At 64.7% G+C, this 13,246-nt stretch carries 14 protein-coding genes; 12 read left to right on the plus strand and 2 right to left on the minus strand.

Annotation, left to right across the window (positions count from 1 at the left end; all coding sequences use genetic code 11):
• Window positions 1–242 precede the first annotated feature (242 nt).
• Entirely contained in the window at window positions 243–1,301 is a 1,059-nt protein-coding gene (locus AC0L3K_RS32640; RefSeq protein WP_007597893.1) for a polysaccharide deacetylase family protein, read from the minus strand.
• A 164-nt stretch (window positions 1,302–1,465) separates the two neighbouring features.
• Between AC0L3K_RS32640 and AC0L3K_RS32645 the strand changes: the two genes are divergently transcribed.
• The 4 genes from AC0L3K_RS32645 (at window position 1,466) to AC0L3K_RS32660 (ending at window position 4,799) form a co-directional block, all read left to right on the plus strand.
• The gene (locus AC0L3K_RS32645) at window positions 1,466–2,860 is read left to right on the plus strand and encodes an OmpA family protein (RefSeq protein WP_007597891.1); all 1,395 of its coding nucleotides are present in this window, start codon (window positions 1,466–1,468) and stop codon (window positions 2,858–2,860) included.
• A gap of 2 nt (window positions 2,861–2,862) precedes the next feature.
• Window positions 2,863–3,159, plus strand: coding sequence for a hypothetical protein (locus AC0L3K_RS32650; protein WP_007597890.1), 297 nt, complete (start codon window positions 2,863–2,865; stop codon window positions 3,157–3,159).
• 120 nt (window positions 3,160–3,279) lie between these two features.
• Window positions 3,280–3,870 (plus strand): TetR/AcrR family transcriptional regulator, encoded by a 591-nt coding sequence (locus tag AC0L3K_RS32655; protein WP_007597889.1) that lies wholly within the window; start codon window positions 3,280–3,282, stop codon window positions 3,868–3,870.
• Window positions 3,867–4,799, plus strand: a complete 933-nt coding sequence (locus AC0L3K_RS32660) for a haloalkane dehalogenase (protein WP_473367579.1) — start codon at window positions 3,867–3,869, stop codon at window positions 4,797–4,799. The genes AC0L3K_RS32655 and AC0L3K_RS32660 overlap by 4 nt, the downstream gene beginning before the upstream one ends.
• A 27-nt stretch (window positions 4,800–4,826) precedes the next feature.
• On the opposite strand, the gene AC0L3K_RS32665 is transcribed toward AC0L3K_RS32660, so the two are convergent.
• Window positions 4,827–4,958: a hypothetical protein gene (locus tag AC0L3K_RS32665; protein ID WP_283843401.1), complete on the minus strand. Its 132-nt coding sequence runs from the start codon at window positions 4,956–4,958 to the stop codon at window positions 4,827–4,829.
• Window positions 4,959–5,307: 349 nt separating this feature from the next.
• Between AC0L3K_RS32665 and AC0L3K_RS32670 the strand changes: the two genes are divergently transcribed.
• The 8 genes from AC0L3K_RS32670 to phoB all read left to right on the plus strand — a co-directional run bounded on the left by AC0L3K_RS32670 (window position 5,308) and on the right by phoB (window position 13,068).
• Window positions 5,308–6,363 (plus strand): putative bifunctional lysylphosphatidylglycerol flippase/synthetase, encoded by a 1,056-nt coding sequence (locus AC0L3K_RS32670; RefSeq protein WP_007597887.1) that lies wholly within the window; start codon window positions 5,308–5,310, stop codon window positions 6,361–6,363.
• A gap of 33 nt (window positions 6,364–6,396) precedes the next feature.
• Entirely contained in the window at window positions 6,397–7,695 is a 1,299-nt protein-coding gene (locus AC0L3K_RS32675) for an ATP-binding protein (RefSeq protein WP_473367580.1), read from the plus strand.
• A gap of 143 nt (window positions 7,696–7,838) precedes the next feature.
• A complete protein-coding gene (gene pstS / locus AC0L3K_RS32680) occupies window positions 7,839–8,852 on the plus strand; it encodes a phosphate ABC transporter substrate-binding protein PstS (RefSeq protein ID WP_473367581.1) in 1,014 nt (337 codons plus the stop codon).
• Window positions 8,853–8,951: 99 nt separating this feature from the next.
• Complete coding sequence (pstC, locus tag AC0L3K_RS32685) at window positions 8,952–9,941, plus strand: phosphate ABC transporter permease subunit PstC (RefSeq protein ID WP_007615692.1); 990 nt, start codon at window positions 8,952–8,954, stop codon at window positions 9,939–9,941.
• Window positions 9,942–9,945: 4 nt separating this feature from the next.
• Window positions 9,946–10,791, plus strand: a complete 846-nt coding sequence (gene pstA / locus AC0L3K_RS32690; RefSeq protein ID WP_007597877.1) for a phosphate ABC transporter permease PstA — start codon at window positions 9,946–9,948, stop codon at window positions 10,789–10,791.
• The gene (gene pstB / locus AC0L3K_RS32695; protein WP_007597875.1) at window positions 10,788–11,609 is read left to right on the plus strand and encodes a phosphate ABC transporter ATP-binding protein PstB; all 822 of its coding nucleotides are present in this window, start codon (window positions 10,788–10,790) and stop codon (window positions 11,607–11,609) included. Before pstA ends, pstB begins: the two co-directional genes overlap by 4 nt.
• Before the next feature lie 11 nt (window positions 11,610–11,620).
• On the plus strand, window positions 11,621–12,337 hold the full coding sequence (phoU, locus tag AC0L3K_RS32700; RefSeq protein WP_007597873.1) for a phosphate signaling complex protein PhoU: 717 nt from the start codon (window positions 11,621–11,623) through the stop codon (window positions 12,335–12,337).
• A 23-nt stretch (window positions 12,338–12,360) separates the two neighbouring features.
• Entirely contained in the window at window positions 12,361–13,068 is a 708-nt protein-coding gene (gene phoB / locus AC0L3K_RS32705) for a phosphate regulon transcriptional regulator PhoB (RefSeq protein ID WP_007597871.1), read from the plus strand.
• The last annotated feature ends 178 nt before the right edge of the window (window positions 13,069–13,246 follow it).

Here is a 13,246-nt window from a genome sequence, read left to right on the forward strand (position 1 = left end):
CTACAACATTCTTTTAAATTTGGTGCATCTTTTTGTTTGCGGGGGTGGGGGGGGGGGTGGGGAGGGGAGTCAAGGAAGGCGCCGCATCGTCGTCCTGGCGAAAGCCAGGACCCATTACCCCAGGATAGAGTTGTTTGAATGAGCTGTGGCCCGAGCGCGTCGCAAAATGGACAGCGGTGTCAATGGGTCCTGGCTTTCGCCAGGACGACGGCTGAATTCGGGACGACAGCGGAGATTCGAAACTACGCCGCCGCGATCCTGCGGAAGCCGTTCCACATCGCGGTCGCAGCGCCCGAGGTCAGCACCGGCAGAATCCGCGTGTCCTGGTAATTGCCGTTGAGCGAGACCCGTGGCAGCGCGGTCATGTGGCCGGCGTTTTCGGCGAACAGCATGCCGGGCCGCGTCGTCACCGCGGTCTTGAAGCCGGCGGATGCAGCGAGCACGAATTCACGCTCGCCCGCCGCCTCGCGATCGCCATAGGGATAGGCCAGATGTTGAACGTTGCGGCCCAGCGCCTGCTCGATTCGCGCGCGGCTCACGGCCATCTCCTGCGTGGCGATCGCTTCGCTTTGCTTGGCGAGATTGCAATGGCTGACGGAATGCGCGCCGATCGTGACCAGGGGATCGGCGGCAAATGTCTTCACCTCCTCCCAGGACAGGCAGAGGCTGCGGCACAGCGCGGCCATGTCGACGCCGTATTTCGTGCAGAGCGCCTCGATCTCGCGCTTGAGATCGTGCTCGCCGGGCAGCGCGCGCAACCAGTCGTGCAGGCGGTCGAACGCCGCCTGCTTGGCGGCTGGCGTCGTCGCATCGAGCCGCAGCGCGGCATTGCCGATCGTCACCTCGATCTGCTCGGTCTTGGCGATGACGGCCTCCAGCGCCTCCCACCACAGCCGGCCCGTGCCCTCCGCGAAATCGCTGGCGACATAGACCGCCAGAGGCGCGTCAAATTCGCGCAGAACCGGCAGCGCAAAATCGAGATTGTCGCGATAGCCATCGTCGAGCGTGAAGGCGGCGAAGCGGCGGTCGAACCGGCGCCGCACCAGCCGCTCATGCAGCTCGTCCATGCTGACGATGTCGATCTCGCGCGAGCGCAGATGACGCAGGGTCGCGCGCAGGAATTCGGGGGTGACTTCGAGATGCCTGTTCGGCTGGAACGCCGCCGCGCGGGCCGGCCGCACGTGATGCAGCATGAAAATGGCGCCGACGCCCGACAAAAGCGGCCGCAACAGGTGGTGGGCGCCGCTGAAATAGAGTGCTTCCAGCCCGGCGCGGATGACGTTGTTACGGAGTTGTTTCATGACCCGCTGGCGGACTTTGGCATTCCGCCTTCAACTTACGGAAGAACCCTTGAAGAAAAAGTTATTCCAATTGTCCACGCCCGGCCTTCGGAAGGGCGTCATTTCCGGTTTGACAGCCCGCCAAGGGTTTGTTTTGTCTCCGGTTCCAGAGTTCGGGTCGTCGAATGCAGAAGCTTTTCAGGTGGGCCAGCAAATGGTGGCCGGGGCTCATCCCCCTGGCCGTCATGTGGGGATTTGCGGCCTGGAATAACACTTTGCCGGTCGAGGCGGACCTTTCCGCCCGCAGCTCGGCGGCTCTGAAGGACACCGTTCTGGACAAGACCCGGATCGCGGTGGACGGCCGCGACGTCAGCCTGGCTGCGGACGCGTTTTCCGAGGAGGGTCGCCGCGACGCTGTTGTGGCGGTCGAGACCGTGCCCGGCGTGCGCCTGGTCGACGACCGGACCCGCCTTGTGCCCGAGGCAAAGCCCTTCGTCTGGAACGCCGAACGCGACGTGGTGCGGGTCACGCTGTCAGGCTCCGCGCCCCTGCCGTCGATGAAGGGCCGCCTGACTGAGGCGGCCCGCAAGGAGGTCGCCGGTACCGAGGTGGCCGATCAGATGGGTTTGGCGCGCGGTGCACCGCCGCGGTTCGAGGCGGCTGCGATGCTGCTGCTCGATCAGATCGGCAAGCTCAAGGACGGCAAGATCACGATCACGGACACCAAAGTCACTCTGTCGGGGATGGCGCGCGATCTCGGCGGCCGCGAAGCGGTCGCAGCGGCGCTGAAAAACCTGCCCGAGGGCTTTTCGATCGCCGCCAACGACGTCAAGGCGCCGCCTTACGTCTTCCAGGCCTACAAGGATCCGGTGGCTGCGACGGTGACGCTGACCGGCTATGTTCCCGACAACAATGTCCACGCGGCCATCGCCACCAGCGCGTCGCGGAAATTCTTCAACGAAAAAATCGTCGACAATCTCAAGGCCAGCGTCGGCGCGCCCGGCTCCTTCAGCCCCGCCGTGGTCGCGGCGCTCGGCGCGCTGTCGCGACTGTCGACCGGCACGCTCGTCGTGTCCGACCGCGAGGTGAAGCTGTCGGGCGATGCGCTCTATGAAGGTGCCGCCAACGACATCCGCGCAAGCCTCGGCAAGGATTTTCCGAAAAACTGGCAGTACAAGCCGGAAATCACGGTGAAACCCGCGGCCGGGCCGGTCGACGGCACCGTGTGCCAGCAATTGTTCTCCGAGCTTTTGGCCAAGGCCAAGATTCGCTTCGGGGCGAAGCGCGCCGAGATCGATCCGGATTCCGCCGGCATTCTCGATCATCTGATCGAGACGGCATTGCGCTGTCCCACCACCAATATCGAGGTCGCCGGGCATACCGATGCCGACGGCGAGGATTCCTTCAACCAGGCACTCTCGGAGAAGCGCGCGCAGGCGGTGATCGACTATCTGGTCAAGGCCGGCCTGCCTGCCAGCCGCTTCACCGCGGTCGGCTACGGCAGCACGCAGCCGGTCGCCGGTAATGACAGCGAAGACGCCAAGGCGCAGAACCGCCGCATCGAATTTCTGGTGAGGTGACGATGCCCTATCTCGTCTCGTTCCATCTGGGCTGGCTGATCGGCTCGCTGCTACTCGGCTTCTGCATGGGCTGGATCTCGGTGGTCCAACGCGGCAACGGCACCTCGAAGGTGACCGCGCGCTGGCTCGCCGTGTTTGTTGCCGGCCTGGTCGCGGCCTCGTTCGCGCATGTGGTCCCCGGCCGCTTCGGCTACTGGCTCGACCTCGGCCTGATCATGTTCGCCTGCTATCTCGTCGGCGGCGCCATTGGCGCCTGGCTGCGCGATCGGGTGGTCGCGCGCAGCATGCCGCCGGCCTGAGCGGCTGAGCTGAGAGGCAAACGCGCGCCCGCTATCGCGCTCATCACCTGCTCCGCCATCAGATTTCAAGGGCGAGGACGTGGCGCTTGACATCAATACGTACGTACGTATTATAACGCCATGCCAAAGCCCTCACTCAAAGACGCCATTCTCGACGCCGGCCTGAAGGTCATGTTTCGGACCGGCTATCACGGCACCAGCGTGCGCGACGTCACCACTGCTGCGGGCGCGCCGCAGGGGTCCTTCACCAATCATTTCCGCTCAAAGGAAGCATTCGCCTCCGAGGTGCTCGACCGCTACTTCGAGATCACAAGGGCGCTGGTCGCCGAGGCGCTCGACGACACCTCGCTGACCCCGCGGGCGCGGCTGAAGCGCTACCTGGACATCATCACTGGCCGGCTCGAAGCGGACGGCTACGGCCGCGGCTGCCTGATTGGCGATCTCAGTCTGGAGGCGACCGGCAGCAGCGAGATGCTGCGCGGGCGCCTCGCGGCCATCTTTGCTGAATGGCGCATGCCGTTCGCCGCCTGCATCAGGGATGCCCAAACCAGCGGCGAGATTGCCTCCGATTTCGAGCCTGAGGAGCTCGCCGACTTCCTGCTCGCGTCCTGGCAGGGCGCGATCCTGCGCATGAAGGTCGACCGCAATCCCAAAGCGCTCGAACGTTTCAAGACCATCGCATTCCAAACCGTGTTCAAGGAGCTGACATGACCAAGCAGATCGAGATCAAGATTCGCAAAGCGTCCGTCCTCGGAAGCAGCATGGCCTATCGTGAGGCAGGCGCGCAGAACGCGCCGGTCGCGCTCTTCCTGCACGGCAATCCGACTTCCTCGTACATCTGGCGCAACATCATGCCCTTGGTGTCACCGGTCGCGCATTGCCTCGCGCCCGACAACATCGGCTTCGGTCAGTCCGACAAGCCCGACATCGACTACCGCTTCTTCGACCACGTCCGCTATCTCGATGCCTTCATCGAACAGCGCGGCCTTACGTCGGCATATCTGGTCGCGCAGGATTGGGGCACGGCGCTCGCATTTCATCTTGCGGAGCGCCGGCCGGATTTTGTGCGCGGCCTCGCTTTCATGGAGTTCATCCGTCCGATGCCGACCTGGCAGGACTTCCACGACACCGAGGTTGCCGAAGAGCAGGAGCATGCCGAGGCGGCGCGGGCGGCCTTCCGTAAATTCAGGACGCCGGGCGAGGGCGAGGCGATGATCCTCGAGGCGAATGCCTTCGTCGAGCGCGTGCTGCCGGGCGGCATCGTGCGCAAGCTCAGCGAGGACGAGATGGCGCCCTATCGCACGCCGTTCCTGACACCGGAGAGCCGCCGGCCCGTTCTTGCGCTTCCGCGCGAACTGCCGATCGCAGGCGAGCCTGCTGACGTCTATGAGGCGCTCCAGTCCGCGCATGCAGCGCTGACCGCGTCGTCCTATCCAAAGCTCCTGTTCACCGGCGAGCCCGGAGCTCTGGTCGCACCGGAATTTGCCGAACGGTTTGCAGCCTCCCTGAAGCACTGCGCGCTGGTTCGTCTCGGCGCCGGCCTGCATTTCCTCCAGGAGGATCACCCCGAGGCGATCGGGCGCTCCGTCGCCGGCTGGATCGCGGGCATCGAGGCGGTGCGCCCGCAGCTTGCGGCCTGAGCAGAACGCTACCTCCGAACGACATGCTCATCGCGGCCGCTGGCCGGCGGCCGCGATGACGTCTGTGATGTCGCAGTGCAACCGGATGATCGAGCGCGAGCCGTCGGCCACGTAATCGTGCGCGCCGCAGCGGCCGCGCGCGGAGCGACCCTCTTTCAACAGCGGAATCCCGCCCATAGATTGATTTCGACTTAAGCCGTGACGGAACATTGTACGGCCGAAATCATCAAAACTTCATGGCGTCTGCGCAGGATTGCCATGGAGATTCGCGTCAGGCTTGCCGCCGAAAGCGCCAAACCGTGCATCAGGAGCCCGCAACCTGCCTAAAACCTTGAAGCCACGACTTTTTGTTCGAATTGTCGAATTCCACTCCGCCCCAAAACGCGCTAGTGGAGGGGCAGGGGGCATGCGCGATGCCGGAGCCGCTGACGAGGATTCGTCGAGTGCCCGTGCGTCGTCCGCCTGTTCGCTGGCCACCCCGGCCGCTGAAGCGTTGTTCGAGGTCTAGATGCTGGAAGCCATACGCAGAGCGATGACGTTTCTGCGCCAGAAGCAAATCCTGCATAAGCTTGGAGTTGTGATCAGCGTCGCTGTCATCGGCATCGCTTGCTATGTGCTCTACCACATGCTGCGCGGCATCGATGTCAACGAAGTCCTCGAAGCGATCAAGAGCACCGAGCCGAGCCAGATTGCGCTGGCGGCTTTGTTCGTCGCCGCGGGCTATTTCACGCTGACCTTCTACGACCTGTTCGCCGTGCGCGCGATCGGCCACGCCCACGTCCCCTATCGCATCAACGCGCTCGCCGCCTTCACCAGCTATTCGATCGGCCACAATGTCGGCGCCAGCGTCTTCACCGGCGGCGCGGTGCGCTACCGCATCTATTCCGCCTACGGCCTGAACGCGATCGACGTCGCAAAGATCTGCTTCCTCGCCGGCCTGACCTTCTGGCTCGGCAATGCCGCGGTGCTGGGCCTCGGCATCTCCTATCATCCGGAGGCCGCGGCCTCGATCGACATGCTTCCGCCGTGGCTGAACCGGATGCTGGCGATGATGATCATCGTCGGGCTGGTCGCCTACGTGGTCTGGGTCTGGACCCAGCCCCGGATGGTCGGCCGCGGGCCCTGGACCGTGATGCTGCCGGGCGGCCCGCTGACGCTGCTCCAGATCGCGATCGGCATCATCGATCTCGGCTTCTGCGCGCTGGCGATGTACGTGCTGGTCCCGGACGAGCCCAATCTCGGCTTCGTGGTGGTCGCGGTGATCTTCGTCTCGGCCACGCTGCTCGGCTTTGCCAGCCATTCGCCCGGAGGCCTTGGCGTGTTCGACGCGGCCATGCTGGTCGGGCTCTGGCAGATGGACCGCGAGGAGCTGCTGGGCGGGATGCTGCTGTTCCGCGTCCTCTATTATCTGTCCCCTTTCGTCATATCTGTAATCTTGCTGACGTTTCGCGAAGTTATCATCGGCGCACGATCGAAGCGCCTGCAGCAGGCGGCGCTCAAGCTCGACCCCGGGCCCGCGCCTAAAGCCGCTTACGTGAGAAAGCGCAGCGACAGCGGCGCCTGACCGGCGCAACGTCCTTTGGAGAAGCCCGCCCCGATGGCGATCGACGCCCCATCTTCTCCCTCCTCCCAGCCCTGGTCCGACCGGCTGCGGCACTCGACCGTCATCCTGATCGCCGCGGCGCTGGCGCTGTCGGTGGTGGTCTCGCTGGGCGAATTGTCGGCACTGCATGCCATCGCAGTGTTCTTCTGCGTCGCGGCCGCAGCGCTGATCCCGTGGCGCCTGCACGATACTGCCGCCTCGCGCGAAGAGACCCGCCGCGTCAATCCGGTCGAGAGCGCGGCGGTCGCCGCGGTGGTCGCCGGCATGCCCGATCCCGCGGTGCTGCTCGACCGCGCCGGCCGCGTCATCCATCTCAACGCTGCTGCCGCCCAGCTCGCGCCGGCGCTGCGCCGGAATGAGCTTGCCCAGTTCGCGCTGCGCTCGCCCGAGATCATCACGGCGCTGCGCGAGTCGATCGCGACCACCGAGCCGCGGCGCGCGACCTATCTCGACCATGTCCCGGTCGATCGCTGGATGGAGCTGACCATCACGCCGGTGCCGGTGCCGACCACCTTCGGCGGCGCCGACAAATGCATGCTGATGACCTTCCACGACCAGACGCCGCTGCGTCGGGTCGAGGAGATGCGGGCCGATTTCGTCGCCAATGCCAGCCACGAGCTGCGCACGCCGCTGGCCGCGCTGTCCGGCTTCATCGACACGCTCCAGGGCCAGGCCAAGGACGATCCCAAGGCGCGCGAGCGCTTCCTCGGCATCATGCACAACCAGGCCACCCGGATGGCGCGCCTGATCGACGATCTGCTGTCGCTGTCGCGGGTGGAACTGTCCGCCCATGTGCGGCCCGACACCCTGGTCGACCTGCTGCCGATCATCTTGCAGGTCGCCGACGGGCTCGAGCCGCTGGCGCGGGAACGCCAGGTCGGGGTCGAGACCCAGCTCCCTGAGACCCCGGTACTGATCGCGGGGGACCGCGAGGAGCTGCTCCGCCTGTTCGAGAATTTGATCGAGAACGCGCTCAAATACGGCGCCGCGGGCGGTCGCGTCATCGTGTCGCTGATGCCAGGCGCCGCCCCTGATGGAACTCAGGAAATCCGGGTCCTGGTCCGGGATTTCGGCCCCGGCATCGCGCCGGAGCACCTGCCGCGGCTAACCGAACGGTTCTACCGGGTCGATGTCGGCGATAGCCGCTCGCAGGGCGGCACCGGCCTCGGATTATCCCTGGTGAAACATATTCTTAACCGCCATCGCGGCCGGCTTTTGATCGAAAGCGTGCCCAAACAGGGCGCCACTTTCACCGCCTGTTTCCCCCAGGGCAAGCCTGCGGCTCTGAGCTAAATTCCAGCGATTTCAGCTGCTTAACGCTGTCATCCGACTGTCACCAAACCTTCGTAAAAGCTCAGCTGTCCGCTCCTAAAGGGGCGGCACGGGGAGCGCGATCGGGCGCGGATGGCGCTTCGCTCCCCTGTATGGAGACCAGCATGAATTTCCTCAAAACACTCGTCGCTGCTGGCATGGTCGCCGCATCGACGACGGCGGCCTTTGCTGCCGATATCACCGGTGCCGGTGCGACGTTCCCGTTCCCGATCTATTCCAAATGGGCTGACGCCTATAAGAAGGAGACCGGCAACGGTCTGAACTACCAGTCGATCGGCTCCGGCGGCGGCATCAAGCAGATCCAGGCCAAGACCGTGACCTTCGGCGCCAGCGACGCGCCGCTCAAGGCCGAGCAGCTCGAGAAGGACGGCCTCGTCCAGTGGCCGATGGTGATGGGTGCCATCGTTCCCGTCGTCAACATCGAGGGCGTGAAGCCCGGCGAGATGGTGTTCGACGGCGAGACGCTGGCCAGCATCTATCTCGGCAAGATCACCAAATGGGATGACGCCGCGATCAAAAAGCTCAACCCGAACGTGAAGCTGCCCTCGGAGGCCATCACCGTGGTCCGCCGTTCGGACGGCTCTGGCACCACCTTCAACTTCACCAACTACCTCGCCAAGGCCAGCGCGGACTGGAAGAGCAAGGTCGGTGAGGGTACCGCGGTCGAGTGGCCGGTCGGCGTCGGCGCCAAGGGCAACGAAGGCGTGTCCGGCAACATCAGCCAGACCAAGAACTCGATCGGCTACGTCGAGTACGCCTATGCCAAGCAGAACAAGCTGACCTACACCGGCCTCGTCAACAAGGCCGGCAAGCCGGTGCAGCCCACCGTCGAAGCCTTCCAGGCGGCCGCCTCCAACGCCGACTGGGCCAAGGCTCCCGGCTACTACGTCATCCTGACCGACCAGCCCGGCGAGAAGTCCTGGCCGATCACGGCGGCGACCTTCATCCTCATGCACAAGGACGCCACCGACAAGGCGGCCTCGCAGGAAGCCATCAAGTTCTTCCGCTGGGCCTTCAAGAACGGCGGCAAGGCGGCTGAAGAGCTCGACTACATCCCGATGCCGGACCCGGTCGTTCAGCTGATCGAGAAGACCTGGGCTGCCGAAATCAAGAGCTAGGTTCGCGACGCTCGTGCCCCGGATGCGCTGAGCCGCATCCGGGGCACGGACCAACAAAAAACGTATACTATTTTAGTACAGGGGATCGGCGTGGCAGAGATGGCCGTTCAGAGCGATGTAATCGACGACGCCGGACCTTATGATCGCGCCAAGGCCTTGAGCGCGTTCAAGCTCGGCGACGTTACCTTCTACTGGATCACGCGGCTCTCCGCGATCTCGGTGCTTCTGATCCTCGGCGGCATCATCATTTCGCTGATCGTCGGCGCCTTCCCCGCGATGAAGGAATTCGGAGTCTCTTTCCTGTGGACGCAGCGCTGGGCGCCGTCCGCTGATCCGCCGGTGCTCGGCGCGCTCGGGCCGATGTACGGCACGCTCGTCACCTCCTTCATCGCGATGCTGATCGCCATCCCCGTGGGTCTCGGCATTGCGATCTTCCTCACCGAGCTCTGCCCGCAATGGCTGCGCCGCCCGATCGGCATGGCGATCGAGCTGCTCGCCGGCATCCCCTCGATCATCTACGGCATGTGGGGCTTCTTCGTGTTGGGTCCGTTCCTCGCCAACACGTTCCAGCCCTTCATGATCAAGATCTTCGACGGCGTGCCCGTGCTGGGCGCGATCTTCGCAGGTCCCCCGTCCTATCTCAGCCTGTTCAATGCCGCGCTGATCCTCGCCATCATGGTGCTGCCCTTCATCACCTCGATCTCGGTCGACGTGTTCAAGACCGTGCCTCCGGTCCTGAAGGAAGCCGCCTACGGCGTTGGCTGCACCACCTGGGAAGTCGTCCGCAGCGTGGTGATCCCCTACACCCGCGTCGGCGTCATCGGCGGCGTCATGCTGGCGCTCGGCCGGGCGCTCGGCGAGACCATGGCGGTGACCTTCATCATCGGCAACTCGTTCCGGATCTCGTCGTCGATCTTCGCGCCGGGCACCACGATCTCGGCGGCGATCGCATCCGAGTTCGCCGAGAGCGACGGCCTGCACCAGTCCGGCCTGATCCTGCTCGGTCTCCTGCTGTTCGTGCTGACCTTCTTCGTGCTTGCAGCGGCGCGGCTGATGCTGATGCGGCTGGAAAAGAAGGCGGGGAACTAGCGCCATGAATCCGATCTATTCACGCCGCCGCCGCAAGGACATCGTCGTTCGCGGGCTCTGCATCGCCGCAACGGCCTTCGGCGTCACCTGGCTCGCGCTGATCCTGATCACGCTGCTCTACAATGGACTGGCGGGACTCAATGTCCAGCTGTTCACCGAGAACACGCCGCCTCCCGGATCGAACGAGGGCGGCCTGCTCAACGCCATCGTCGGCTCGCTGATCATGACCGTGATCGGCGTCGGCATTGGCGCGCCGCTCGGCATGTTCGCCGGCACCTATCTCGCCGAATACGGCCGCAATGACCGGCTGACCTCGGTGATCCGCTTCATCAACGACATCCTGCTCTCGGCGCCCTCGATCATCATCGGCCTGTTCATCTACGGCGCGGTGGTGGTGCCGATGCGCGGCTTCTCGGCGATCGCAGGCTCGCTCGCGCTCGCGGTCATCGTGATCCCGGTGGTGCTGCGCACGACCGAGGACATGCTGCTGCTGGTGCCGAACGCGCTGCGCGAGGCGGCCTCGGCGCTCGGCCTGCCGCGTTCGCTGGTGATCAAGCGGATCGCTTATCGCGCCGCGCGCTCCGGCCTCATCACCGGCGTGCTGCTCGCAACCGCTCGCGTCGCCGGTGAAACTGCGCCGCTGCTGTTCACCGCGCTGTCGAACCAGTTCTTCAGCCTCGGCCTGAATAAGACGATGGCGAACCTGCCTGTCACCATCAACAACTTCGTGCAGAGCCCCTATGCCTATTGGAAGCAATTGGCCTGGAGCGGGGCGCTGCTCATCACCCTGACCGTTCTTGCCCTTAATATTGGCGCGCGCATCCTTGGCGCCGAGAGGACCGCAAAATGAGTGATCTTTCCGTATCGATGAGCGCGGCCGGTGGGCTGCCCCACGCGCCGGTGCTGCCGGAGGCGCCCCCGAAGGTGACCGTGCGCAACCTGAACTTCTATTACGGCGAGCACCACGCGCTGAAGAACATCAACCTGACGCTGGGCGCCAATCGCGTCACGGCGTTCATCGGTCCGTCGGGCTGCGGCAAGTCGACCCTGCTGCGCATCTTCAACCGGATGTACGACCTCTATCCCGGCCAGCGCGCCACTGGTCAGCTGATGCTCGACCAGACCAACATCCTCGACGGCAAGCTGGACCTCAATTTGCTGCGCGCCCGCGTCGGCATGGTGTTCCAGAAGCCGACGCCGTTCCCGATGACGATCTACGAGAACATCGCGTTCGGCATCCGCCTGTATGAGAAGATCTCGAAGTCCGAAATGGACGGCCGCGTCGAGAAGGCGCTGCGCGGCGGCGCGCTGTGGAACGAGGTCAAGGACAAGCTCAACGCCTCCGGCCTGTCGCTCTCCGGCGGCCAGCAGCAGCGCCTCTGCATCGCCCGCACCGTCGCGGTGCGGCCCGAGGTGATCCTGTTCGACGAACCCTGTTCGGCGCTCGACCCGATCTCGACCGCCAAGGTCGAGGAGCTGATCCAGGAGCTGTCCGAGGATTACACGATCGCGATCGTCACCCACAACATGCAGCAGGCGGCGCGCGTCTCCGACAAGACCGCCTTCATGTATCTCGGCGAGCTGATCGAGTTCGACGACACCAGCAAGATCTTCACGTCGCCGACCGACCGGCGCACGCAGGATTACATCACCGGCCGGTTCGGCTGAGGAGACGCGACATGGCTTCCGAACATACCGCAAAGGCTTTCGACACCGACCTCCAGGAACTCACCCGCCTGGTCGCCGAGATGGGCGGCATCGCCGAGCGCATGATCGTCGAGTCCGTCGACGCGCTGATCCGCCGCGACGTCCCGCTCGGCCAGCGCGTCGTTGCCATCGACACCGAGCTCGACGCGCTGCAGAAGCGCATCGAGGAGCGTGCGGTGCTCACCATCGCCCGCCGCCAGCCGATGGCGGTCGATCTGCGCGAGATCGTCGGCGCCATGCGCGTCGCGACTGATCTCGAGCGCATCGGCGACCTCGCCAAGAACATGGGCAAGCGCGTCGCGGCGCTGGAAACGGACTTCCATCCGCTCAAGCTGTTCCGCGGCCTCGAGCACATGACCGACCTCGTGCAGCAGCAGGTCAAGTCGGTGCTGGACGCCTATGCCGCGCATGATTTGCCGGCGGCGATGGCGGTGTGGAAGGGCGACGAGGAAGTCGACGCCATCTGCACCTCGTTGTTCCGCGAGCTCCTCACCTACATGATGGAGGATCCGCGCAACATCTCGTTCTGTATTCACCTGATGTTCTGCGCCAAGAACATCGAGCGGATCGGCGACCACGCCACCAACATCGCCGAGACCGTGTTCTACATGATCGAGGGCCAGGCGATCACCGACAAGCGGCCGAAGGGCGACATGACGACCTTCGCCAACACGGTACCGAACACCTGAAGACTTAAGGGAGCGACGACCCGATGGGCGCACGCATTATGGTGGTTGAGGACGAGGAAGCCCTGACCGAGCTTCTCCGCTACAACCTCGAAGGCGACGGCTATGACGTCGAGACGGTGATGCGCGGCGACGACGCCGACACCCGCCTCAAGGAGCACATCCCCGATCTGATCGTGCTCGACTGGATGCTGCCGGGCCTGTCGGGCATCGAACTGTGCCGGCGGCTTCGCACCCGTCCCGAGACCAAGCAGCTCCCGATCATCATGCTCACCGCGCGCGGCGAGGAGAGCGAGCGGGTGCGGGGTCTTGCGACCGGCGCCGACGATTACATCGTCAAGCCGTTCTCGGTGCCGGAGCTGCTGGCGCGCGTGAAGGGCCTGCTGCGGCGCGCGAGCCCCGAGCGGCTCGCCACCGTGCTTGCTTTTGGCGACATCGAGCTCGACCGTGACAAGCGCCGCGTGGCGCGCTCAGGCCGGCCGATCGATCTCGGTCCGACCGAATATCGCCTGCTGGAGTTCTTCCTGGAGCACCCGGGCCGGGTGTTCTCGCGCGAGCAACTGCTCGACAGCGTCTGGGGCCGCGACATCTATATCGACGAGCGTACCGTCGACGTGCATATCGGCCGCCTGCGCAAGCTGCTCAATCTCGGCCGCGAGCAAGACCCGATCCGCACCGTCCGCGGCGCCGGCTACGCGCTGGATGATCGGTTTGCGAAGGCGGAGCAGGTGTAGGGTTGCAGGCTTGTTTGTTGGCGAGCTGTCCCTGCATTCTCCGATGTCGTCCCGGACAAGCGAGCGCTGATCCGGGACCCATAACCACAGGGAGTGGTTTGGCGAAGACTCCGAGTTACCCCTTTCGCACGACTACTTCGTGCTCGGAGTATGGGTCCTGGCTTTCGCCAGGACGACA

The organism is Bradyrhizobium sp. MI1.10, assembly GCF_055811035.1.